Source organism: Methylophilales bacterium MBRSF5, from assembly GCA_001044335.1.
Taxonomy (GTDB): domain Bacteria; phylum Pseudomonadota; class Gammaproteobacteria; order Burkholderiales; family Methylophilaceae; genus BACL14.
Map to the genome: position 1 here is coordinate 298,892 of CP011001.1, position 21,520 is coordinate 320,411.

Sequence of the window (21,520 nt, forward strand, 5' to 3'; positions counted from 1 at the left end):
TTTTTTTCTGTGACAATCTTGCTTAATTATCAATATAAAAATAATAAACTTTGATAGCTTACAAAGCTAATAACCCATGCCAATAATAAAGACCATATAAGCGACGTCAGGACTAATTTTTTACTTTTTGATTGATTCTTAATGACCGCAATGGTTGACAGGCAGGGAGTATAAATTAGAGTAAAAATCATAAAGCTTATGGCTTGTTGCCAAGTTATGTAATTGAACAGTAAGTCTGGAAGAGTGCTGTCATTCCCAGAAAAAATAACTGCAAGAGCTCCAATCACAATCTCTTTCGCAATGAAACCAAAAATCAGAGCAATAATTAGCTTGTCATTAATCCCGATTGGATCAAAAATTGGGTTGAGTGCTTTTCCAATAGAATCAGCAACACTTAATTCTGGTGAAATATAGGTGTTCGTTAGAAGCCAAACGACAATAACCCCTCCTAAAATAAATTTTGATGCTCTTGTTAAAAAATGTTTGACCTCATGAGTGGCTGTTAGGATATTTTGTCTGAGGGTTGGTAATTGATAGGCTGGCATTTCGATAAGAACTGATTCATTATCCGCCTGGTTTTTTTTAAAAATTATTGCTGTGAGAAGGATCAGTAAAAAGCTGATGATATACATTAAGAACAATACCAATCCCCCAATTCTTGGTTCAAAAAAAATCGCTGTAAAAAATAAAAAGACTTGCAGTCGTGCAGAGCACAATGAAAATGGAATAATAAGCATGGAAAGATAGCGAATGGATTTAGAACTCATTATTTTTGTTCCCATCAAAGCTGGCACATTACATCCAAAACCAAAGAGAATCATCACAAAACTGCGACCATCCAGACCCATTTTTTCCATCATGCGATCCATCACAAATGCAGCCCTTGAAAGATAGCCGCTATTTTCTATAAATGACATCATTAGAAAGAAAATAATGATTACGGGCACAAAAGTAAGCACAGTTGTGATTCCAAGATATATTCCATCATATATAAAAGAGGACAGTAGATTAGGCAACCATGGATTTAAATTTGATTGTAATAAGTCACCAAAATAATCAAATACACCTCCAAGGAAATCTTGAATTGGTTCTGCTACACCATAAATTATTTGAAACAGAAAAAAAAGTGTAATAAAGAAAATGGGTAACCCTAAGTAAGGATGAAGAAAAAATTTATCCAGTTTCTCAGTGGTTGAGGTATCCAACGTCTTAGGAAAAGATACGTAATTTTTAATTTCACTTTCTGAGAATTTTTTTGGCTTTTCTTTTGTTTTTTTCAATTCTTGTTTTTTTGATAAAAATTCATACCCCTCTTTAAATTTTGCGCTAATCGGATGAATCGGCACTTGAAGCCTGTTTTGCAATTTTTCAAAATGTATCTTTATTCCATTTTTTTTCGCATCGTCATGCATATTGCATAAAATTCGAAGGTTGAATCCCATATTTAATAATTCGGTAGCTAAAACAATTTGTCGGTCAATTTGAGTTGAATTCAGAATAAAAAATATTTCATCAATTTGATTATTTTTTAAGAATTCGTGGACAACAACTTCATCATCAGATCCAGAATGTAACGAGTAAATACCGGGAAGGTCGATAAGCTCTACTATTTCGCCAAATATAAATGTTCTAACGCTTTCAATATCTACCGTCACTCCAGACCAATTTGCAATTCTTGCCGATGCCCCACTGATTGAATTAAAGAAGGTAGACTTTCCTGAGTTAGGCATTCCTATGAGAGCAATTTTTTTCATTGAGGAATGACCTTAATTTTTGCTGCATCTACAGCACGAATCATAAAAGATGATGTATTCACTTTGATGCATATTGGACCGTTATTGGATATATGAAGCACGCTTACTGTCTTATTAATTTTTAATCCTAATGCGGCGGCTTTTAATGTAAATGAGGGTTGGTGATCAATTTCAACAACAGTTGCAAAAGAATTTTGAGAAAGTTCGGATAATAATCTAATTCGAGATTTCTGCATTTTGTTTCAATTCTTTAATGTGATTTTTTAATTTTCTTTTTTTTAAGTCATCTTCCAAGCGTTTTTTTATTTCATTCAACTCTGGAGGTGTGAGTGGTTTTTTGTCAGTTAATTTAAAAACATGCCAACCGAACTGAGTTTGGAAGGCTCCGCTTAGTTCATTTATTTGAAGATTCTTGATTTCATTAGCAAAAGATTCAACCATATCCTCCAATCTAAACCAATCAAGATCTCCACCTTTTTCAGCTGAGGCTTTGTCGATAGAAAAGTTTTTAGCCAGCTCTGAAAAATCATTTCCTTTTTCAATTTTACCAATTAAAGATTCGGCTTCGTTTTTAGTTTTTACTAAAATATGTTGCCCTTTGTATTCTTGTTCATTAAATTGCTTTGTAAAATTTTTATAAGCTAAGTCAATATCTTCATTTGAAATGGGATGTTCTTTAATGTATTTTTTTAAGTATTCTGTATAGGCCATCTCCATATAAGTGAGCTCAACTTTTGAGATAAATTTTGTATCACTAGTAATGCCCTCTCTTGTGGCTGCATCGGTTAGTAGCTCTAGTTCAATTAGTCTATCAATAATATTTTTCTTCATTTCCTCGTCGACGTCTCTTCCTTGGGCTTTTAGTTCATCAGAAATATAATCAATTAAGTTAGGGTTTAATGTCTGAGAATTAACTGTTATTACAACCTCAGCAAAAACAGAAGGACAGATAAAATACAGAAATATGATTAGATTAAATTGATATTTCATTTTTCAACTTTAATTTGTAACGCATGAATTTTTTGAGGAATTAGGTCATCAAGCAAATCATAAATTTGTCTGTGTGATTGAATGCGATTTTGTTTTTCTAATAAATCACTTTTGATGATGATGGTGTAATGGCCACCTCCTGAGTTTCCAGCATGCCCCTCATGCAAATGTGAATCATCAATAATTTCGAGTCTCACAGGATTAAGTGATTTGAGTCTTTTTTTTATTTCGTCAATCATGATTAAGGAAAAACTTTCTTGAACGGCTGAACGGTAAAAGAATGATATATCCCGTTAATAACATAGGGATCATTTTGAGCCCATTCTTTTGCATCCTCTAGAGAGTCAAATTCAGCAATAACTAGACTACCTTCATATCCATTTGGTCCTGGATCCTCATTATCAATTGCAGGTAAGGGGCCTGCAACCATCAGCCTTCCTTGATTTAATAGAGATTTAAGGCGCTCAATATGATCAGGCCTTGCATTTAATCTTTTTTCAAGTGAGTTCGGATTGTCTTGGCTGTGAATCACATACCACATTATTTATTTTCCTTAGAAATATATAGTGCGAGGTAAATCATAAAAATAAATAGTAAAAAGGTAATGCCAAATAATTTAAAATTTACCCAGGTATTCTCATCGAAATTAAATGCGACATAAAGATTTAAAACACCTATGCCAATCATAAAAATAATGACGTTCATGCTTATATGATTCCAGGCATGGTCTTGTAGCGAAACTTGTTTTCCTAACATTTGCTTCATTAAGTTTTTCTTGAAGAAAAGTTGACTGACAATTAAGACTAATGCAAATAACCAATAGATCGCAGTCGGCTTCCACATTATAAAAGTATTATCTTTTAATAATATGGTTAGGCCTCCCAGGATAGAAATGAGTAGGGTGTTGATGAGTACCATCTTTTCAATCTTTTTCTTGATTAAATAAGTGGTGATTGCTAGGAAGATGCTAGCTATGATTGCACTAAAAGTGGCATAAAAAATATCTGTGTATTTGTACACGACAAAAAATATAATTACTGGTAAGAGGTCTATAAAAAATTTCATAATAAATCACTGACATGTTGTTGAAACTATAGTACATTTAAATTAAATGTATATAGTTGATCTTCATTCTCATTCTAACGTATCTGATGGTATTTTGAATCCCGATGAGTTAATAACCTACGCTGCAGAAAAAAAAGTTAATATGCTTGCCCTAACAGATCATGATGATATTGCGGGCTTGGAAATTGCCAAAAAAAAATCTGAGGAATTGGGGATCCAATTTATTAATGGTGTTGAGATTTCCGTTTCATGGCGAAATCGAACCATCCATATGGTTGGCCTTGATTTTGATCATAAAAATAAAGATCTAGCTCAGGGTTTAGAGAAAATTCGAAAGGGAAGAATCGATAGAGCAAAAAAAATTGCATACGGATTAGCGATGGTAGGTATCCCAAACGCCTATGATGAAGCCAAAAAGTTTGCTAGTCACCAGGTAATAGGTCGTGTCCATTTCGCACAGTTTTTAGTATCTAAGGGCTTTAGTAAAAACGTCAAAACGGTTTTTAATAAATACATGACTAAAGGCAAGCCAGGTTATGTTGATCATCAATGGGCTAGCCTTGAAGATGCGGTTAATTGGATTAACAATGCAGGAGGTAAAGCAGTGATAGCCCATCCAGGACGCTATGACATGGGGAATAAATTGTACCCACAATTTTTCCAAGAATTTAGAGAGCTTGGCGGGGCAGGAATAGAAGTTATTTCTGGTAGCCAAAGTCTTAATCAAATTGATTATTTTGCTGACTACGCAGAACGGTATGAGCTATATGGTTCAGTTGGATCAGATTTTCACGGGTATGGGGTCTCCCACAGAGATCTTGGCCCAACTTACCAGCTTCCGGATAAAGTAAAACCGATATGGTCTCAATTCTTAACCACAAATTGATATAATTCTTAACTATGGAACTTAGCCCAATTCAATATTTTACTATTTCAATCATTCCAGTCTTATTAGCCATTACAGTTCATGAGGCAGCTCACGGATATGCGGCGAAACACTTCGGGGATAAGACGGCTTATTTTCTTGGACGCATTACATTAAATCCCATAAAACACATTGATCCTGTTGGGACAGTGGTTATTCCTGGGATGCTACTTTTATTGAGCGCTCCTTTTCTTTTTGGATGGGCTAAACCTGTACCTGTGAATTTCTCCAATTTAAATAACCCAAAAAAGGACATGATGTGGGTGGCACTTGCTGGACCAGCCTCCAACCTCGTTATGGCAATTATTTGGGCCATCACTTTAGGCCTATTTAAGTCATCTGGCGCCAGTTATGCATTATTTATTATTGGAATGGCTCAGGTAGGAATCATGATCAATTTAGTTTTAATGTTGCTCAATTTATTACCCATTCCCCCATTAGATGGGGGGCGAATGGCAGTAAGCTTACTGCCTGCACCTTGGTCATATAAGCTAGCATCAATTGAGCGTTATGGAATGTTTATATTAATTTTTTTAATTGTAAGTGGATTGCTATCAGCGATTCTATTGCCATTACTAAGATTTTTCCAAGGGACGTTGATTGGAATTTTTGTTTAATTTATAAGGATAGTTCAAAAAAATATGGCGATTGAAAGAATTGTCTCCGGAATGAGACCAACCGGAAATTTACATTTGGGTCATTACAACGGCGTATTAAAAAATTGGATACAACTTCAACATGAAAGTGATTGTTTCTTTTTCGTAGCTGATTGGCATGCATTGACCACCCATTATGACTCTCCTGAGGTGATAGAGCAAAATGTATGGGAGATGGTGATTGATTGGTTGGCTGCTGGAATTGATCCCGCTCACGCTACTGTTTTTATTCAGTCAAAAGTTCCTGAGCATGCCGAGCTCCATACGCTGTTAAGTATGATTACCCCATTAGGATGGCTAGAGCGTGTCCCCACTTACAAAGACCAACAAGAAAAACTGAGTGCAAAGGATTTATCAACTTATGGTTTTTTAGGTTATCCCTTATTGCAAAGTGCAGACATTTTAATTTACAAGGCCACTCAGGTTCCAGTGGGAGAGGATCAAGTACCCCATGTTGAATTTACTCGTGAGGTTGCCCGACGCTTTAACCATCTTTATGGAAAGGAACCAGGCTATGAAGAAAAAGCACAACTAGCCATAAAAAAACTCGGCTCAAAAAAGGGAAAGCTTTATCATGAATTAAAGGATGCCTATCAGGAAGAAGGGGATGATCAAGCCTTAGAGGCTGGACAATCATTAATCGAAGAGCATCAAAGTTTAAGCATTGGTGACAAGGAGAGATTGTTAGGTTACCTAGAAGGTGGAGGAAAGATTATCCTGCTTGAACCTGAATACAAACTGGCACCTGCTTCAAAAATGATTGGTTTAGATGGACAGAAGATGTCGAAATCTTATAACAACACTGTTGCCCTGAGAGAATCAGTTGAAGATGTTCAGAAAAAAATTAAAACCATGCCTACAGACCCTGCAAGAGTTAGAAGAACAGATCCTGGTGATCCAAATAAATGTCCAGTATGGCAACTACATCAGGTTTACTCAAAAGATGATGTTCAAGATTGGGTTCGCAAAGGGTGTTCTTCAGCAGGAATAGGTTGTATTGAGTGTAAACAACCTATTATAGATGCCATTACTAAAGAACTTAAACCTATGCAAGAAAGAGCAATCCATTACGTTGAAAACCCTGATTTGGTTAAGAGTGTAGTTGCTGAAGGTTGTGAAAAAGCAGGTAAATTAGCACGGGAAACTATGCGTGAAGTTCGTGAAGCTATGGGCCTTGATTTTTAATGGAAACGATAGATAACTTCATCAACCCAAATCTACAAGCTAAAATTCATGGCGAATTAATTGCTGAATTTCCTCAAGACTTGTACATTCCTCCGGATGCCCTAGAAGTTTATCTTGAGTCTTTTGAAGGTCCGCTCGACCTACTTTTATACCTCATTAAAAAAAATAATTTAGATATTCTAAACATCCCAATGCTCAACCTCACAAAACAGTACATGGCTTATGTTGAAAAAATGAAAGAGATTAAATTGGAGCTTGCTGCAGATTATCTTTTAATGACCGCCATGTTAATTGAAATTAAGTCCAGAATGCTTGTCCCAAAACCAGAATCTATTGAGGATGATGAGGAAGACCCAAGATCAGAGCTAGTAAGAAGATTGATTGAGTATGAACTTGTAAAAGAAGCGGCAGTTAATTTGAATACCATCCCCCAATTAGGTCACGATAGGCTACCACCTGAGGTTTATTATCAAAGAGAAATTAAGAATCATTTTCCTGACGTCTCTATTCAAGACCTTTTTGAAGCTTGGCAGAACGTTGTTAAGAGGGCGAAGCAGTTAAAGAATCATACCATTGATCGCTCCGAATTGTCTGTTAGGGAACACATGAGTGAAATCTTGAGAATGTTTGATGATATTGAAAAGATTGATTTTGATGATTTATTTTTAAAAGAGGACCAGCCATTGCAAAAGATGGTAGTCTGTTTTCTTGCAATTTTAGAGTTAGCAAAAGAGTCTCTGATAAAAATTTTTCAGCAAGGTAATTATTCAAAAATATATCTGATGAGGGCATAGTATGGAAATAAATTCGAAATTAAAAGATGTCCTTGAGGTCGCTCTTCTAACCACACAAAAACCGCTGTCGATTGATGATATGCAAAAACTTTTTGATGAAAAAATCGAGCGTTCCACATTACGCATGCTCCTGGACGAGCTAAAAAATGATTGGGATAAAAAAACACTCAATTTAATAGAGGTATCCTCAGGTTATAGATTTGAAGCAAAACAACAGTTTGTTGAAAATTTAATGAGAATGAACCCCGACAGGGCTCCAAAATACTCAAGAGCGGTGATGGAGGTGTTAGCAATCATTGCGTACCGACAGCCGGTAACAAGGGGTGATATTGAGTCAATCAGAGGAGTAGCCCTAAACCCCAATGCCATAAGACAGTTAGTTGAAAGAGAATGGATAGATATTGTTGGTGTCAAGGAGACTCCGGGAAGACCAGGACTGTATGGAACTACAAAACATTTTTTAAATGACTTTGGTTTGACTAATCTTTCAGACTTACCAGATATTGAAAAATTTGAGGAACAGCTCAATTTAGATTTAGTTGGAAATCAAAAACTCGAGCAAAATGATTCGCAAGCCTCAATCACGAATGAGTCATCAGATGGCCAAGAATAGCCCTGTCGAAGATTTGGAGAATAAAAAGGAAAGGATTCAAAAATTTCTTGCCAACATGGGCATGGGCTCAAGAAGGTCTATCGAGGAGCTCATTAAACAGAAAAAGATCACTGTGAATCAAAAAACAATTGATTTAGGACACATGGTTTACGGCAATGAAATCATTCACATTAATGGCAGAAGAATATACTTTAAGAATTCCGAAAAAAGAGAATCTCGTTTAATTATTTATCATAAGCCTGAGGGTGAAATCGTCTCTCATTCTGACCCTAAACATCAAAAAACGGTTTTTCAAAAATTACCTAAAGTTAAAAATGGTAAGTGGATATCTATTGGTCGGCTCGATATTAATACCTCCGGACTGTTGCTAATTACCAATGATGGAAAATTGGCAAATCACATGATGCATCCCAGCCAACAAATCGATAGGGAGTACTCGGTAAGAATTTTGGGAGAAGTGACTGAGGAGATAATTAACAACATCAGAAAAGGGGTTAAGCTAGATGACGGCATTGCACATGTAGAAACCTTTGAACATACCGGTGGTGAAGGAGCTAATCAATGGTTTAGAATTATTTTAAAAGAGGGGAGGAATAGAGAAATAAGGCGGTTAGTTGAGTCACAGAATTTAAAAGTCAGTCGATTGATCCGAACACGATATGGACCGTTAAATCTTCCATCTCATTTAAAGCGAGGTCAGTTCATGGAGCTTGAAAAGAAAAATCTTGAAAAGATTTTTAAAATGCTCGGGATGAGTTGATTGGAATTAAACTTAAGAATTAACTACACAAAATTTTGATCAACGATAGCTTGTAAATTTCTTTGAGCTTTTCAATGTCATCTATATTTACGTGTTCATTTATCTTGTGGATTGAGGCATTGATTGGGCCGAACTCAACAACCTGCTTACAAATTTTTGCTATAAAACGACCATCTGATGTCCCACCTGTTGTAGAGACTTCTGGCGTTACACCAGTGACATCAGATATGGCAGAGGTTAATACATCTGTTAGGATCCCTTTTTCAGTCAAATAAGGCTCGCTCGGGATTTCCCAATTTAGTTCATATTCATCGGCATATTTTTTGACGACCATCTCCACCTCATTTTTCAGTTGATCGGGAGTGCATTCGGTTGAATGACGGAAATTAAATTTTATTGTTACGTCACCAGGAACAACATTTGTGGCACCTGTTCCAGCATTTATATTAGACACTTGCCACGATGTCTTTGGAAAATATTCATTTCCGTTATCCCAGGATATTTTTTTAAGTTCATCAATGATTGAGGCAGATCGATGGATCGGATTATCAATTAAATGGGGGTATGCAATGTGCCCCTGTATCCCTTTTACTATTAATGTAGCGGAGAGTGAGCCACGTCTGCCATTTTTAATTGTGTCTCCAAATTTTTCTGCACTGGTTGGTTCTCCCACAATACAGTAGTCAATGTCTTGGTTATTGTGAATAAAATGTTCAACAATCTTTTTAGTCCCATCAGTAGCAACACCCTCTTCATCAGAGGTAATAAATAGACCTATCGATCCCTTATGTTCGGGATATTCAGCTGTGAACTCATTAATTGCAACGATAAAGGCGGCAATAGATGATTTCATATCAGCAGAGCCTCTTCCATAGAGTAACCCGTCTTTTTCTGTTGGAGTAAAAGGGTCGCTATGCCACTTGTCTAATGGTCCTGTTGGTACGACATCAACATGGCCTGCAAAAATAACAGAAGGGTTTGATTCTCCTCTTTTGGCATAAAGGTTTGATACCCCATTGCTATCAATGCTTTGGTATTCAAAATTTAAATTTTTTAACTCAGACTTGATTATATCAATGCAGCCATTATCATTGGGAGTAATGGAGTCAATCTCGATTAAACGCTTAGCAATATCTAAAGTTTTTGTCATGTAAATTCTTTTTGGTATTTTTCTTCATCATATCCTAAAAGCACCACATTTTTATTACCCACCAGGACTGGTCTTTTCATCAGCGATGGCTTTTGGAGAATTAACTCGATTATTCCTTTGTTTGAATTTATAAGCTGCTTGTCACTATCAGCTAAATTTCTCCAGGTGATCCCTCTTTGATTGACAAACATCAAAGGATTTAAATCGCTTGGTAAGTTTTGAAACCATTGATTTAGATGTTCAGAGGTTAAGTCTTTTTTGACATCAATAAAATTAAAATCAATCTTATTAAGTTTGAGCCAATCCTGAGCTTTTTTTACCGTGTTGCAATTTTTAATGCCAAAAAGCTCTATCAATTTTAAACACCTCGAAGTAATTCATTGATACCTACTTTACCCAATGTTTTTTCATCAACTTTTTTCACAATAACGGCACAATAGAGGCTGTAGGTTCCATCTTTAGAAGGTAAGTTTCCTGAGACCACTACTGAACCTTTTGGTATGCGTCCAAAGGTAATTTCACCTGTTTCACGATCCAAAATTTTTGTAGATTGACCGATATAAACCCCCATGGATATAACGACGTTATCTTCAACAACAACTCCTTCTACAACTTCACTTCTCGCCCCAATGAAACAATTGTCACCAATAATCGTTGGACCTGCTTGAATTGGTTCAAGAACTCCACCAATCCCAACGCCGCCTGATAAGTGAACATTTTTACCTATTTGAGCACAAGACCCGACTGTTGCCCAAGTATCCACCATTGTTCCTTCATCAACATAGGCACCAATATTTACATATGAAGGCATTAGTACTGCATTTTTACCAATAAAGCTTCCATGACGAGCAATCGCATTTGGTACAACTCTGTACCCACCATTTTTAAAATCTTGTTCTGTAAAGTGACGAAATTTTGAATCCACTTTGTCAAAATAACTAGTGGAGCCACCAGGCATTAATTCATTATCTTTAAGTCTGAAAGACAATAATACTGCTTTTTTTATCCATTGGTGAGTTTCCCAATCTTGACTGTCTCCGATGCGACTGGCTACTCTCAACTCTCCAGAGTTTAATTTATTTAGCACTTCAGAAACAGCATCAACTATTTCTTTTGGTGCGTTTGATGGGTTTATGTCAGATCTGTTTTCAAAACCTTGTTCAATAATATCTTGTAAATTACTCATTCTTGACTTTCTATTAATGTGTGTGATTTTTTGAAGGGTTTATTTTACATAAAAAAACTTAATAGTTTTAGTTAAAACGAATTTTGTTTTCTTCATACAAATGCATAATTTTCTCTGAGTGTTTTTGAATGTCTTCGATACGATTTTCATTAGAAGGGTGAGTGCTGAGGATTTCAGGAGGTTCTACCTCTTTCAGTTCATCCATCTTTCTCCATAAACTGACAGCTGCAAGCGGGTTGTACCCAGCTCGGGCTGCAAGCTCCAAACCAATCTTATCTGCTTCACGCTCCTGCTCTCTGCTGTTTGGTAGTGCAAAAAATAATGTCGTACCGAGAGCGACACCTTGGACAGCTAAATTTTTCAATTGCCTATTTTGTGAGGAGTCGCTGATAAAGATCGCAAACCCTAAAATTCCTACCTGTTGTATCAAGGCGGTAGACATTCTTTCTCGACCATGTTCACGTAGGGCATGAGCAATTTCATGACCTATTACCGCAGCAATTTCATCATTGGTTTTAGCTGCTTTATCAAGCAATCCGGTATAGACCATAATTTTTCCGCCCGGCATGCAGTACGCATTAATTTGATCACTCGTTTGTAAATTTATTTCCCAATTCCATGACGTTGCATCATCTCTAAAATATCTCACTTCATCAATGAGTCGATAACTAATTTTTCTGATCTCGTTGAGCATGTATGTATCTTTATTTAACTCATCATTTTCTTGCGCTTTTTGTTTAGCCTCTTGGTAACCTTGATTAGCCATTGACAAGGCCATAAACTCTGGAAGAATAACAAGCTGCTTGCGGGTAACATCAGAATCTGTTTTTAACGTTGTGGAGGTGCATCCAGATATCAAAACAAAAAAAACTAAAATTAGTTTATTCATTTTAAAAGTTATTTTGACTTCCTAGTTCAACGACTCGATTAACAGGAAGTTTAAATTGGTTTGTAATCTCTTCTGAGCTATTAAATAAAAATGAAAATATTCTTTTTCTAATCACACCCATATTTTGATCTTTTGTAATCACTAAACTCTCTTTTCCTACGAAGTAAGAAGTCGCCATTGGTTCAAATTTCAACCCTCTAATTGTTGATTTAGCCAATTCTCGTGGGATATTTGGCTCATCACTAAAACCATAATTCACGGTAGCCTGGTAGAAGTTATTCGGTAGTTTGACAATATTCAACATATTTTTCTGTTTTACATGGGGAATGTCTAAAAATTTTACGGTCAAAATGACAACCTTTTCATGCATCACTTTATTATGTTTTAAGTTATGAAGAAGGGCGTGAGGCACGCCATTAGAATTTGGAGTCATAAACACAGAAATTCCTTTTACTCTGGCAATAGAGCTTCGTTTAAATGATTTTATAAAATCATCAATATGCATCGATTCATTTTTTAACTTGTTATACAAAATGGATCGACCTTTGCTCCATGTGGTCATTAAGATCAATAGAATTATACCGATGAGCAATGGGAACCATCCTCCATTAGGAACCTTAATTATGTTTGCTGCAAAGAAAACAAGATCTATTGCCAGAAAAATTGAAAAAACAATGACTGTCTTAGTCCATGTTTTCCAAATCTCTGCAAATACAATAATGGATAGGAGCGATGCAATGACCATATCCATAGTGATGGCAACCCCATAAGCGGCTGCTAGACTTGATGATTTTTGAAAAATTAGAACAACAGCAATCACGCCAACCATCAGTAAAAAATTAACCCGAGGAAGATATATTTGACCCTCTTGATTTTCGGATGTGTGATCAACTCTCATTCGGGGAATAAAGCCCAATTGTAACGCTTGCCTTGATACTGAAAAAGCTCCGGTAATACATGCTTGAGAAGCAATAATGGTGGCGATTGTGGCTAGAAAAATAAGGGGGACTGTAAACCACTCTGGGGACATCAAATAAAATGGATTAATGATATTTTCAGGGTTTTGAAGTATTAGCGCACCTTGTCCATAATAGTTTAGGGTAAGAGCAGGAAAAACAAAACTAAACCACGTAATTCGTATGGGCGCTCTTCCAAAGTGCCCCATGTCCGCATAAAGTGATTCGGCTCCTGTGACACAAAGAATGATGGCCCCCATAGTAATAAAGGCTATTGCAAAATTATTATGAAGATATAAATAAGCATAATAGGGATTTAGGGCCTTAAGGACCGACGGCTCATTTATGATATTGATGACTCCCAAAATAGCTAGGGTCGAGAACCAAACCAGCATCACTGGACCAAATAAAAAACCAACAGATGCGGTTCCTTTGCTTTGAAACCAAAATAAAAAGAATATGATAATTAGCGTGATGGGGATAACAAAATCGTGAAAACCAGGCAATGCAATCTCAATGCCTTCAACCGCTGAGAGGACTGAGATGGCTGGGGTAATCATCCCGTCAGCATAAAACATACATGCTCCCATGATGCCAATCATTGCTATCAACATTCGCTTCCTTTTAGTTTTGGCATTCCTGTGAGCAAGGGCTAATAGAGCCATGATGCCTCCCTCACCGTTATTGTTGGCACGCATTATGAAGGTTATGTACTTGATTGAAACAACAGCAATGAGTGACCAAAAAATCATGGATAACACGCCAAGCATGTTCAAGATATTTAGCTCAAGAATATTATCTCCAATTGAAAAGATTTCTCGAATTGAATACAGGGGGCTGGTTCCAATATCTCCAAAAACGACCCCAAGGGCAGCTAAAGATAGAGCAGCAGTTTGTTTTTTTGTTGGTTTGTGTGGGCTCAATGTTTCTTGTTATTCTTTACTTGAACAAGCAAAGTTCCTGAATGTAATTGAATATCGAGAGTGTCATTTAAATCTACTTTATTAGAGTCTTTTACAACATCAAATCCATTATAAACAATTGAATACCCCTTAGCTAAAATATTTCTCGGATTAAGAATATTTAATTTTTCATCGATAAAATTTATTTTTGATTGTTCTTCATTGATACTTCTTAAAGCAGTTAAGTATAAATCTTTTTTAGCATTTTTAATTCTGTCTTCTGCCTGTTTAATTTTTTCCTGAGGCGCTAATAGTCTTTTACGAAGTACATTGATTTCTTTTTCGGCGTTAAAAAATTGATTTTTTAATATGGTGGTAAATTGTTTTCTTAGACTATCAATAAATTCTTGAGAACGTTTAAGTTTGTCTTTTGGCGAGACCATTCTTTTTTCGAGAAAGTCTAGCTCTTGATTTTTATTTTTTAATAAATTAGAGATATTTTTTTGAAGATTAGATAGGTAATATTCAAAATATTCATCAAGTTTGTTGAGGCTCTCATGGATCACTGATGCAGCAGCTGTGGGAGTCGGTGCGCGCATATCAGCAACAAAATCAGTCAGGGTAAAATCTGTTTCGTGACCAACTCCGGATATTATGGGAAGTGTAGATTGAGCAATTGCATGAACTACTTTTTCTTCATTAAAGGACCAAAGGTCTTCAATTGAGCCGCCCCCTCTGCACAGTATTAATACATCAACCATTTTTTGTGTGTTTGCAATGCTAATAGCGCTACATATTTCATCGGCAGCTTCTTTCCCTTGTACAGATGAAGGATAAATAACTATTTGATTGTAATTTTGTTGTTTATTTAATACTGATAAGACATCTCTTAATGCTGCTCCTGATGCTGAAGTGATGATACCAATGTTCTTTGGATAAGCCGGAATAGGTAACTTATTTTCCTCATTAAATAAACCAAGTTTTTCTAATTTATCTTTTAATTGGAGAAACTTTTCAAAAAGATTACCAGTTCCTTTTTCTCGAACTTGTTCAATATTAATTTGATAATCACCCCTGGCCTCATACAATGAAATGGCACCAAACGCCTCGATCTGATCCCCATTTTTTGGCGTAATCGAAGAGAGATGGTTGTACCCTTTGAACATGGTGCATCTAATTTGAGCGGATGAATCTTTCAGTGAAAAATACCAATGACCCGAACTGGCTTCAACAAAATTAGATACTTCACCCCCTATCCAAACTTTTTCAAGATGGCTCAACAGGATATTTTTTACAATTCGATTAATTTCTGAAATTTCAAAAACTTTTTCAGCGTCAACCAGATTTCTATGATTATTTGAAGACACAATTTTTTTATTATTGAATGGTTTATCGTAGAATACACTTATACAAATTATAATGCATTATTGTCTATGAAGAACTTTACCCAACATATAAAACTTGTTTCAGGCGTTACTGCTCTCCTATTGGTAGTATTCAGTGTTGCAATTCAACATTTATATCAACTTGAACCCTGTCCACTCTGCATAACACAACGAGTTATTTTTCTAATCTCGGGTTTGGTTTTCTTATTTTTTGCTTTTAAGCCTCTGAATAAAGTCATAGAGCTGATAACTCTTCTATCAATAAATATTGTTGGTATTGTTTTTGCGATAAGGCATGTGTTAATACAAAAAAAAATTATTGAAATTCCATCTGAATGTGGCATTGATCTTGAATATATGTTTGATAATTTTCCTCTGCAGCAAGTTTTCGAGTTAGTATTTCGAGGAACTGGTGACTGCTCTGAGATCGATTGGACTCTTTTATATTTGACGATACCTGAATGGTCTGCCATATGGTTTTTGATCTTCGCAATTTTATCAATATTTAACTTTAGGAAAAATTAACATGTCTTTAAATGATATGTATGTAGAGAATTATGTAGGTAATACGCCCTTGGTTAAGCTTAAAAGAATGGTTTCATCTTCGGATGGTAATGTTTTTTTAAAGCTTGAAGGTAATAATCCGGCAGGTTCGGTAAAAGATAGGCCGGCTCTCTCAATGATTAAGAGAGCTCAAGAAAAAGGAAAAATTAAACCCGGTGACACACTTATTGAGGCAACTTCAGGAAATACCGGTATAGCTCTTGCAATGGCGTCAGCAGTTATGGGTTATAAAATGATTCTTGTGATGCCTGAAAATCAATCTGTAGAGCGTCGTCAAACGATGCAAGCCTACGGGGCAAAACTAGTGCTTACAAGCCAGGAGGGCAGTATGGAATTGGCTAGAGATACTGCTGAAAAAATGCAAAGTGAAGGCAAGGGAATTATTCTTGATCAATTTGCTAATCCTGACAACCCTTTGGCACATTATGAGGGAACAGGGCCAGAAATATGGAATGCAACTCAGAAAAAAATCACCCACTTTGTTTCCAGCATGGGAACTACAGGGACGATTGTTGGGACCTCTAGATATTTAAAAGAGCAAAATCAGGGTATTCAAATTATCGGCGTACAGCCTGAGGAAGGTTCGCAAATCCCCGGAATACGAAAATGGCCAATAGAGTATGTTCCAAAAATCTTTTCTAATGAAAATATCGATGAAATTAGATACGTTAGTCAACAAGAAGCAGAAGAAACTGCGAGAGATTTGGCGAAAATTGAGGGTGTTTTTTCCGGCGCATCTACTGGAGGTGCTTTGTTTGTTGCGATGAAGTTAGCAAAAGAAAATCCTGATGCTAACATCGTCTCTATCGCATGCGATCGTGGCGACCGATATCTATCTACTGGTTTATTCCCTAGCGAATGATTTTGCCCACCACTCTTGTTTTCGATACAGAAACAATTCCTGACGTTGATGGATTAAGGAGAACCTTGAACATTTCCGATCACTATAGTGATTTAGATGCAGTTTCTATTGCAAATTATTATTACAGGCAAAAAAAAGGATCTGATTTTCTACCACTACAATTTCAAAAAATTGTCGCTATTTCATGTGTCTTAAAAAGAGGTGACGAGCTTGAGATCTGGTCTATTGGAAATTCTGATAGCGGTGAGAAGGAGTTAATACAACGTTTTATGGATGGTGTTAATAAATTTATTCCCACATTGGTTAGCTGGAATGGATCAGGTTTTGATCTACCCGTTATTAATTATCGTGCATTAGCTCACCAAATCAATGGCGGTGTTTATATGGACCAGGGAGATAATAATCATGACTTTAAGTACAATAATTTCATTAGCCGATATCATTCGAGACACACAGATGTGATGGATTTTTTAGCACTCTATGGCGGGCGTGCTAACGCTTCGCTGAACGATATTGCTAAGTTATGCGGCTTTCCTGGGAAGCTGGATATGGATGGCGGTGATGTGTATCAAAATTTTCAAGACGGTAAAATTGAAGCAATAAGGAATTATTGTGAAACTGATGTTTTGAATACTTACCTTGTTTATCTTCGACTAATTTATCTAAAAAATCAGCTCACTGATGAAGAGTATGATGCGGAAATATTAAAAGTTAAGTGTAAGTTATCTTCATCGAGTTTAATGCACTGGACTGAATTCTTAACGGCATGGGAAAAATATGAGCAATGATTTACTTCATATTGTTGATATTGATCACGAAGGAAGAGGTGTAGCAAAAAAGGAAGAAAAAACTTTTTTTATTCACAATGCCCTGATTGATGAAAAAGTTGAGTACAAAATTTTAAAAAAAAAGAAAAATATCTTTTTTGGGATTGCAACTCATATTGAAAATCCATCCCCAGTCCGAGCTGATCCAAGCTGCCCTCATTACAATGTATGTGGCGGCTGCTCAATGCAACATTTTAAACATTCATCGCAAATTGAATTTAAAAATAATGCTTTTTTTCAAACATTAAAGCATATTGGAAAAGTTGTTCCGGAGAGTCAAATAGAGCCTATCTTCCTTGAATTTTCTGAGTATCGGCACAAAGCAAGATTAAGAGCTAAATATGTTGATAAGAAGGATAAGGTGTTAGTAGGATTTAATGAACGATTAACTCATTTTTTAACAGACATGGATTCTTGTGAGGTGTTGCCAGGCAGAATTTCATCCTGCCTAGGAGAGATCAAATCCTTGATTAAAAATTTGAGTATTTATAACAGAATGCCTCAAATAGAATACGCATCCAATGGTGATAGGGATATTTTTATCTTTCGAATATTAGACCCGCTCTCTATTGAGGATGTAAAAAAATTAAGTGACTTTTCAAATGCAAGAAATATCGAGATATGGACGCAAAGCAAAGGACCGGAGACAGTGAAGCCTTTATTTCCAGAAAGGGATTCTGAAACAATCTCATACCCAATTGCTAAGTATGAACTAAATCTAGAGTTTAATCCTTCTGGGTTCATTCAAATAAATCCATACATTAATCAGCTCATGATTGACAAAGCACTAGAATTGCTAAACCTAAATCCTCAAGATGAGGTTGTAGATTTTTTCTCGGGCCTTGGGAACTTTACTCTACCAATAGCTAAATACGCTCACTCTGTAATCGGTATTGAGGGAAGTGAAGATCTTGTCAATTTAGGTCAGAAAAATGCTGACTTAAATAATCTAAATAATGTCTCATTTCAATATAGTAATTTATTTGAAGTCGATGTTGATTTTGTTAACTCTCTCAAAAATAAAAATAAATGGCTGTTGGACCCCCCTCGAGATGGAGCAATGCAATTATTAGAGTTAATATCAAAAGATAAAGTGCCCCCAGAAACGATTGTTTATGTTTCATGTAATCCTACAACTCTAGCCAGGGATGCAAATATCCTTGTGAATGATAAAGGCTATAAGTATCAATCTGCAGGTATACTAAATATGTTTCCCCATACTTCTCATATTGAATCAATTTCATTATTCACATATGAAGATTAAGTTATTCAAATTTATCTTAATCATCATTTTCTTAGGCCCAATATCAGTTTTTTCAAAAGAGATTATTTTTGGAATTTCACAAAACCCACAAAATATTAATCCTCTATATGCGAGAGATGCTGCATCAGAGAAAATTACTGATTTAGTTTATGAAAAAATTTTTAATTACAATGAGCAATATAAGTTAACTTCAAAATTTGTATCTTGGAAAAGTATTAATGATCTTGACTTTGTTTTTACTGCAAAGTCTTACTCAAGCAATTTCTCAAACGGACGAGAGGTTGTGCTGAAAGATTTATATTTTTCTATCAAAAAAAATCATCATGACCCGTTATCGAAGTATTTTGAAGATTTAAAAGACATTCAACACATCTCTCTTGATGGTTCAATTATTAAAATCAAACTGAAGAAGCCTGACCCTCTCTTTATTGAAAAATTAAGTTTACCAATCCTTCCTTATGATTTAGATGATTTGAATATTGACTTATCGAAGTCATCACTAGGATCAAATAAATTTCAAATAATTTCTAATAAACCATTGATTTTATTAAGAAAAGATGGGCAGAGGATAAAGTTTGCAGAGGTCAAAGACCCATCAGTAAGAGCCTTAAAATTAATTAACAAAGAAATTGATCTTCTTCAGAATGATTTGTCACTTCCAATTATTAATTATTTAGAAAGACATCATCAACTCAAGACGCTCTCATCACCCGGTACCAACGTCTCCTATATTGGATTTAATCATCAACATGAACTGCTCAAAGACCCTGTAGTGAGAAAAGCAATAGCACATGCTATAAATCGTGAAGAGATTATCAAATTCTTTTTTAATCAGGACACTCAAGCTGCGTCACAAATTTTAAGTCAGAAACATTGGTCTTCTTCAAACCTAAGCCCCCACGAATATAATCCTCCCTTAAGTAAAAATTTATTAATCGATGCCGGTTATAAACTTCCTTTAAAACTTGAGTATAAAACTTCTACTGACACCTTTAGAATAAAAATTGCAACAATCCTTAAAGCACAACTTGAAGCCATTGGTATTAATTTAAAGATAATAAGTTTAGACTGGGGAACCTTTTTTAAAGATATTCAGAACGGAGATTTTCAACTGTATTCACTGACTTGGGTTGGCCTTAAATCTCCTGATATTTACAAAAAAATATTTCATTCCAGCATGATTCCTCCATTTGGTTTAAACAGGGGATTATTGCAAGATGAAATGATCGATAATTTAATAAAAGAAAGTTATGATAAAAAAAATTGGGATGGTGCATTAGAGTACATCCATCAAAATGTGCTTATTTACCCATTATGGTATGAAGGAAATTTTATGGCTTCTCTTAACAATATTTGTGATTATCAATTAACAGAAGATGGCAGCTGGCTAGGTCTTTATGAAGTTAGGTTATGCCATGATTGAGGTGTCAATTAAAACACAAACATTAACTCTTCTTAGAGACAAAGAAATCGTTTCGAGATACCCGATTTCCTCAGCAAAAAAGGGTGTTGGTCAGGTAAAAAATAGCAATTGCACTCCGATTGGTAGCCATATCATTCGAGCAAAAATCGGAGCAGGTTATCCAATGCATGCCATTTTTCAAGCACGACGATGGAAGGGAGAGTTATGGGATCCTGATGCCAAAATAGACTCTGAGGACCTCATTCTTTCAAGAATTTTATGGCTATCAGGGACAGAGATTGGTTTTAATCGTCTTGAAAATGTGGATACGATGCAAAGATTTATCTATATTCACGGCACTCATGATGAGGAAAATATAGGCCATCCTGTATCTCATGGATGCATTAGAATGAAAAATAAAGACGTCATCAACTTATTTGATTTAGTGAATGTTGGAGAAGAAGTCATTATCAATGAATAATTATTTTATAAAAAAAACGATTCATTTTTTTCTTTTGGTTTTGTCTGTTTACTTATTATCTTTTTTCTTAGTTAGATTGATTCCCGGTGATCCAGTCGATATTTTAGCTGGTATTGGGAATTCATCAGTTGATGTTACTTTAATTAAACAGCAACTCGGCTTAGAGCAAAGCTTTTTTAGTCAGTTAAAAATAGCAATTAAAAATCTTGTTTTGTTCGATTTTGGTTTGTCGATCCATCAAGGACTATCAGTTAATGACATCATAAAACCAGCGCTATTAAACACATACACACTCGCTGTTACTGCAGTCATTATCAGTATACTGATTGGTATCCCCTTAGGCTTATTTGTTTCTTTAACTGAAAAAAATGAAATCATAAATATAGTAAAAAAAATATGTAATATTATTATTGCCATACCATCATTTATCTTAGCTCCCATTCTCATTCTTGTTTTTTCAATGCAATTAAATTGGTTTCCTGTCAGTGGCATGGACAGTTATTTATCCATTGTTTTACCATCACTAACCCTTGCCTTGGGTTTGTTATGTTACCTAGCTAACATGACCCTAGAATGTGCTAACGACCTTAAAGAGAATGCCATTATCACGACTGCAAGATCGAAAGGACTTAGAGTTGAAAAAATTTACTTTGTCCATATTTTGAGATTGATTAGCCTTCCATTGGTCACTGCAATTGGCATGCAGCTAGGGGGTTTGCTATCAGGCGCCATCATTACTGAGATGATCTTTAGTTGGGACGGGGTTGGTAAAATTTTGATTGATTCTATTCATCAAAGAGACTACCCAATCACCCAAGCAGCCATTTTTTTTATTGCAATAACTTTTGTGGCTATAAATTTTATTCTTGAGTTTATTTATCGTAAGTTAGACCCAAGAATCAGATGATCC

24 protein-coding genes and 1 pseudogene are annotated in these 21,520 nt (G+C 35.6%); 14 read left to right on the forward strand and 11 right to left on the reverse strand.

Annotated features, from left to right (window positions below; genetic code table 11):
• Positions 1 to 29: 29 nt before the first annotated feature.
• Entirely contained in the window at positions 30 to 1,754 is a 1,725-nt protein-coding gene (locus UZ34_01690; GenBank protein AKO64175.1) for an iron transporter FeoB, read from the reverse strand.
• On the reverse strand, positions 1,751 to 1,990 hold the full coding sequence (locus UZ34_01695; protein ID AKO64176.1) for a hypothetical protein: 240 nt from the start codon (positions 1,988 to 1,990) through the stop codon (positions 1,751 to 1,753). Before UZ34_01695 ends, UZ34_01690 begins: the two co-directional genes overlap by 4 nt.
• Before the next feature lie 176 nt (positions 1,991 to 2,166).
• Between UZ34_01695 and UZ34_01700 the strand changes: the two genes are divergently transcribed.
• Entirely contained in the window at positions 2,167 to 2,394 is a 228-nt protein-coding gene (locus UZ34_01700) for a hypothetical protein (GenBank protein AKO64177.1), read from the forward strand.
• A gap of 346 nt (positions 2,395 to 2,740) precedes the next feature.
• On the opposite strand, the gene UZ34_01705 is transcribed toward UZ34_01700, so the two are convergent.
• The 3 genes from UZ34_01705 to UZ34_01715 are packed head-to-tail and all read right to left on the reverse strand — an operon-like array spanning position 2,741 to position 3,809.
• The gene (locus UZ34_01705) at positions 2,741 to 2,983 is read right to left on the reverse strand and encodes a BolA (protein AKO64178.1); all 243 of its coding nucleotides are present in this window, start codon (positions 2,981 to 2,983) and stop codon (positions 2,741 to 2,743) included.
• Positions 2,984 to 2,985: 2 nt separating this feature from the next.
• On the reverse strand, positions 2,986 to 3,285 hold the full coding sequence (locus UZ34_01710) for a BolA family transcriptional regulator (protein ID AKO64179.1): 300 nt from the start codon (positions 3,283 to 3,285) through the stop codon (positions 2,986 to 2,988).
• Positions 3,285 to 3,809 carry a septation protein A gene (locus UZ34_01715; protein ID AKO64180.1) on the reverse strand — a complete coding sequence of 175 codons (525 nt, stop codon included), beginning with the start codon at positions 3,807 to 3,809 and terminating at the stop codon, positions 3,285 to 3,287. Before UZ34_01715 ends, UZ34_01710 begins: the two co-directional genes overlap by 1 nt.
• 46 nt (positions 3,810 to 3,855) lie before the next feature.
• Between UZ34_01715 and UZ34_01720 the strand changes: the two genes are divergently transcribed.
• The 6 genes and pseudogenes from UZ34_01720 to UZ34_01745 all read left to right on the forward strand — a co-directional run bounded on the left by UZ34_01720 (position 3,856) and on the right by UZ34_01745 (position 8,724).
• Positions 3,856 to 4,695, forward strand: a complete 840-nt coding sequence (locus UZ34_01720; GenBank protein ID AKO64181.1) for a phosphoesterase — start codon at positions 3,856 to 3,858, stop codon at positions 4,693 to 4,695.
• 14 nt (positions 4,696 to 4,709) lie between these two features.
• Positions 4,710 to 5,351: a peptidase M50 gene (locus UZ34_01725; GenBank protein AKO64182.1), complete on the forward strand. Its 642-nt coding sequence runs from the start codon at positions 4,710 to 4,712 to the stop codon at positions 5,349 to 5,351.
• A gap of 24 nt (positions 5,352 to 5,375) precedes the next feature.
• On the forward strand, positions 5,376 to 6,575 hold the full coding sequence (locus UZ34_01730) for a tryptophan--tRNA ligase (GenBank protein AKO64183.1): 1,200 nt from the start codon (positions 5,376 to 5,378) through the stop codon (positions 6,573 to 6,575).
• Entirely contained in the window at positions 6,575 to 7,369 is a 795-nt protein-coding gene (locus tag UZ34_01735; protein AKO64184.1) for a segregation and condensation protein A, read from the forward strand. Before UZ34_01730 ends, UZ34_01735 begins: the two co-directional genes overlap by 1 nt.
• A gap of 1 nt (position 7,370) precedes the next feature.
• Complete coding sequence (locus UZ34_01740) at positions 7,371 to 7,982, forward strand: chromosome segregation protein ScpB (GenBank protein AKO64185.1); 612 nt, start codon at positions 7,371 to 7,373, stop codon at positions 7,980 to 7,982.
• Between the two features lie 55 nt (positions 7,983 to 8,037).
• Positions 8,038 to 8,724: pseudogene (locus UZ34_01745) on the forward strand (pseudouridine synthase).
• 37 nt (positions 8,725 to 8,761) lie between these two features.
• Here the strand turns inward: UZ34_01745 and UZ34_01750 are convergent.
• The 6 genes from UZ34_01750 to UZ34_01775 all read right to left on the reverse strand — a co-directional run bounded on the left by UZ34_01750 (position 8,762) and on the right by UZ34_01775 (position 15,168).
• Positions 8,762 to 9,892: a succinyl-diaminopimelate desuccinylase gene (locus UZ34_01750; protein ID AKO64186.1), complete on the reverse strand. Its 1,131-nt coding sequence runs from the start codon at positions 9,890 to 9,892 to the stop codon at positions 8,762 to 8,764.
• The gene (locus tag UZ34_01755; protein AKO65131.1) at positions 9,889 to 10,245 is read right to left on the reverse strand and encodes a hypothetical protein; all 357 of its coding nucleotides are present in this window, start codon (positions 10,243 to 10,245) and stop codon (positions 9,889 to 9,891) included. The genes UZ34_01750 and UZ34_01755 overlap by 4 nt, the downstream gene beginning before the upstream one ends.
• Positions 10,246 to 10,250: 5 nt before the next feature.
• Positions 10,251 to 11,078 (reverse strand): 2,3,4,5-tetrahydropyridine-2,6-carboxylate N-succinyltransferase, encoded by an 828-nt coding sequence (locus tag UZ34_01760; GenBank protein ID AKO64187.1) that lies wholly within the window; start codon positions 11,076 to 11,078, stop codon positions 10,251 to 10,253.
• Positions 11,079 to 11,145: 67 nt separating this feature from the next.
• Positions 11,146 to 11,967: a peptidase M48 gene (locus UZ34_01765; GenBank protein ID AKO64188.1), complete on the reverse strand. Its 822-nt coding sequence runs from the start codon at positions 11,965 to 11,967 to the stop codon at positions 11,146 to 11,148.
• 1 nt (position 11,968) lies between these two features.
• Complete coding sequence (gene trkD, locus UZ34_01770; GenBank protein AKO64189.1) at positions 11,969 to 13,846, reverse strand: potassium transport protein Kup; 1,878 nt, start codon at positions 13,844 to 13,846, stop codon at positions 11,969 to 11,971.
• Positions 13,843 to 15,168: a hypothetical protein gene (locus UZ34_01775; GenBank protein ID AKO65132.1), complete on the reverse strand. Its 1,326-nt coding sequence runs from the start codon at positions 15,166 to 15,168 to the stop codon at positions 13,843 to 13,845. The genes trkD and UZ34_01775 overlap by 4 nt, the downstream gene beginning before the upstream one ends.
• A 90-nt stretch (positions 15,169 to 15,258) precedes the next feature.
• Between UZ34_01775 and UZ34_01780 the strand changes: the two genes are divergently transcribed.
• From UZ34_01780 to UZ34_01810, 7 genes are read left to right on the forward strand one after another with little or no spacing between them, the layout of a single operon-like run.
• A complete protein-coding gene (locus UZ34_01780; GenBank protein AKO64190.1) occupies positions 15,259 to 15,735 on the forward strand; it encodes a disulfide bond formation protein DsbB in 477 nt (158 codons plus the stop codon).
• Positions 15,736 to 15,751: 16 nt separating this feature from the next.
• Positions 15,752 to 16,636 (forward strand): cysteine synthase, encoded by an 885-nt coding sequence (locus UZ34_01785; GenBank protein AKO65133.1) that lies wholly within the window; start codon positions 15,752 to 15,754, stop codon positions 16,634 to 16,636.
• Positions 16,633 to 17,424, forward strand: coding sequence for a 3'-5' exonuclease (locus UZ34_01790; GenBank protein ID AKO64191.1), 792 nt, complete (start codon positions 16,633 to 16,635; stop codon positions 17,422 to 17,424). The genes UZ34_01785 and UZ34_01790 overlap by 4 nt, the downstream gene beginning before the upstream one ends.
• Positions 17,414 to 18,727 (forward strand): 23S rRNA methyltransferase, encoded by a 1,314-nt coding sequence (locus UZ34_01795; GenBank protein AKO64192.1) that lies wholly within the window; start codon positions 17,414 to 17,416, stop codon positions 18,725 to 18,727. Before UZ34_01790 ends, UZ34_01795 begins: the two co-directional genes overlap by 11 nt.
• A 40-nt stretch (positions 18,728 to 18,767) precedes the next feature.
• A complete protein-coding gene (locus UZ34_01800) occupies positions 18,768 to 20,150 on the forward strand; it encodes a hypothetical protein (protein AKO65134.1) in 1,383 nt (460 codons plus the stop codon).
• Entirely contained in the window at positions 20,143 to 20,610 is a 468-nt protein-coding gene (locus UZ34_01805; protein AKO64193.1) for a peptidase, read from the forward strand. Before UZ34_01800 ends, UZ34_01805 begins: the two co-directional genes overlap by 8 nt.
• A gap of 7 nt (positions 20,611 to 20,617) precedes the next feature.
• Positions 20,618 to 21,517 carry a hypothetical protein gene (locus tag UZ34_01810; protein ID AKO65135.1) on the forward strand — a complete coding sequence of 300 codons (900 nt, stop codon included), beginning with the start codon at positions 20,618 to 20,620 and terminating at the stop codon, positions 21,515 to 21,517.
• The last annotated feature ends 3 nt before the right edge of the window (positions 21,518 to 21,520 follow it).

Bases quoted from the DNA above. Each gene is read 5' to 3' on its own strand.
- UZ34_01690 (AKO64175.1), bottom strand. From the start codon at position 1,754: ATGAAAAAAATTGCTCTCATAGGAATGCCTAACTCAGGAAAGTCTACC.
- UZ34_01695 (AKO64176.1), bottom strand. From the start codon at position 1,990: ATGCAGAAATCTCGAATTAGATTATTATCCGAACTTTCTCAAAATTCT.
- UZ34_01705 (AKO64178.1), bottom strand. From the start codon at position 2,983: ATGATTGACGAAATAAAAAAAAGACTCAAATCACTTAATCCTGTGAGA.
- UZ34_01710 (AKO64179.1), bottom strand. From the start codon at position 3,285: ATGTGGTATGTGATTCACAGCCAAGACAATCCGAACTCACTTGAAAAA.
- UZ34_01715 (AKO64180.1), bottom strand. From the start codon at position 3,809: ATGAAATTTTTTATAGACCTCTTACCAGTAATTATATTTTTTGTCGTG.
- UZ34_01720 (AKO64181.1), top strand. From the start codon at position 3,856: ATGTATATAGTTGATCTTCATTCTCATTCTAACGTATCTGATGGTATT.
- UZ34_01725 (AKO64182.1), top strand. From the start codon at position 4,710: ATGGAACTTAGCCCAATTCAATATTTTACTATTTCAATCATTCCAGTC.
- UZ34_01730 (AKO64183.1), top strand. From the start codon at position 5,376: ATGGCGATTGAAAGAATTGTCTCCGGAATGAGACCAACCGGAAATTTA.
- UZ34_01735 (AKO64184.1), top strand. From the start codon at position 6,575: ATGGAAACGATAGATAACTTCATCAACCCAAATCTACAAGCTAAAATT.
- UZ34_01740 (AKO64185.1), top strand. From the start codon at position 7,371: ATGGAAATAAATTCGAAATTAAAAGATGTCCTTGAGGTCGCTCTTCTA.
- UZ34_01750 (AKO64186.1), bottom strand. From the start codon at position 9,892: ATGACAAAAACTTTAGATATTGCTAAGCGTTTAATCGAGATTGACTCC.
- UZ34_01760 (AKO64187.1), bottom strand. From the start codon at position 11,078: ATGAGTAATTTACAAGATATTATTGAACAAGGTTTTGAAAACAGATCT.
- UZ34_01765 (AKO64188.1), bottom strand. From the start codon at position 11,967: ATGAATAAACTAATTTTAGTTTTTTTTGTTTTGATATCTGGATGCACC.
- UZ34_01780 (AKO64190.1), top strand. From the start codon at position 15,259: ATGAAGAACTTTACCCAACATATAAAACTTGTTTCAGGCGTTACTGCT.
- UZ34_01785 (AKO65133.1), top strand. From the start codon at position 15,752: ATGTATGTAGAGAATTATGTAGGTAATACGCCCTTGGTTAAGCTTAAA.
- UZ34_01790 (AKO64191.1), top strand. From the start codon at position 16,633: ATGATTTTGCCCACCACTCTTGTTTTCGATACAGAAACAATTCCTGAC.
- UZ34_01795 (AKO64192.1), top strand. From the start codon at position 17,414: ATGAGCAATGATTTACTTCATATTGTTGATATTGATCACGAAGGAAGA.
- UZ34_01805 (AKO64193.1), top strand. From the start codon at position 20,143: ATGATTGAGGTGTCAATTAAAACACAAACATTAACTCTTCTTAGAGAC.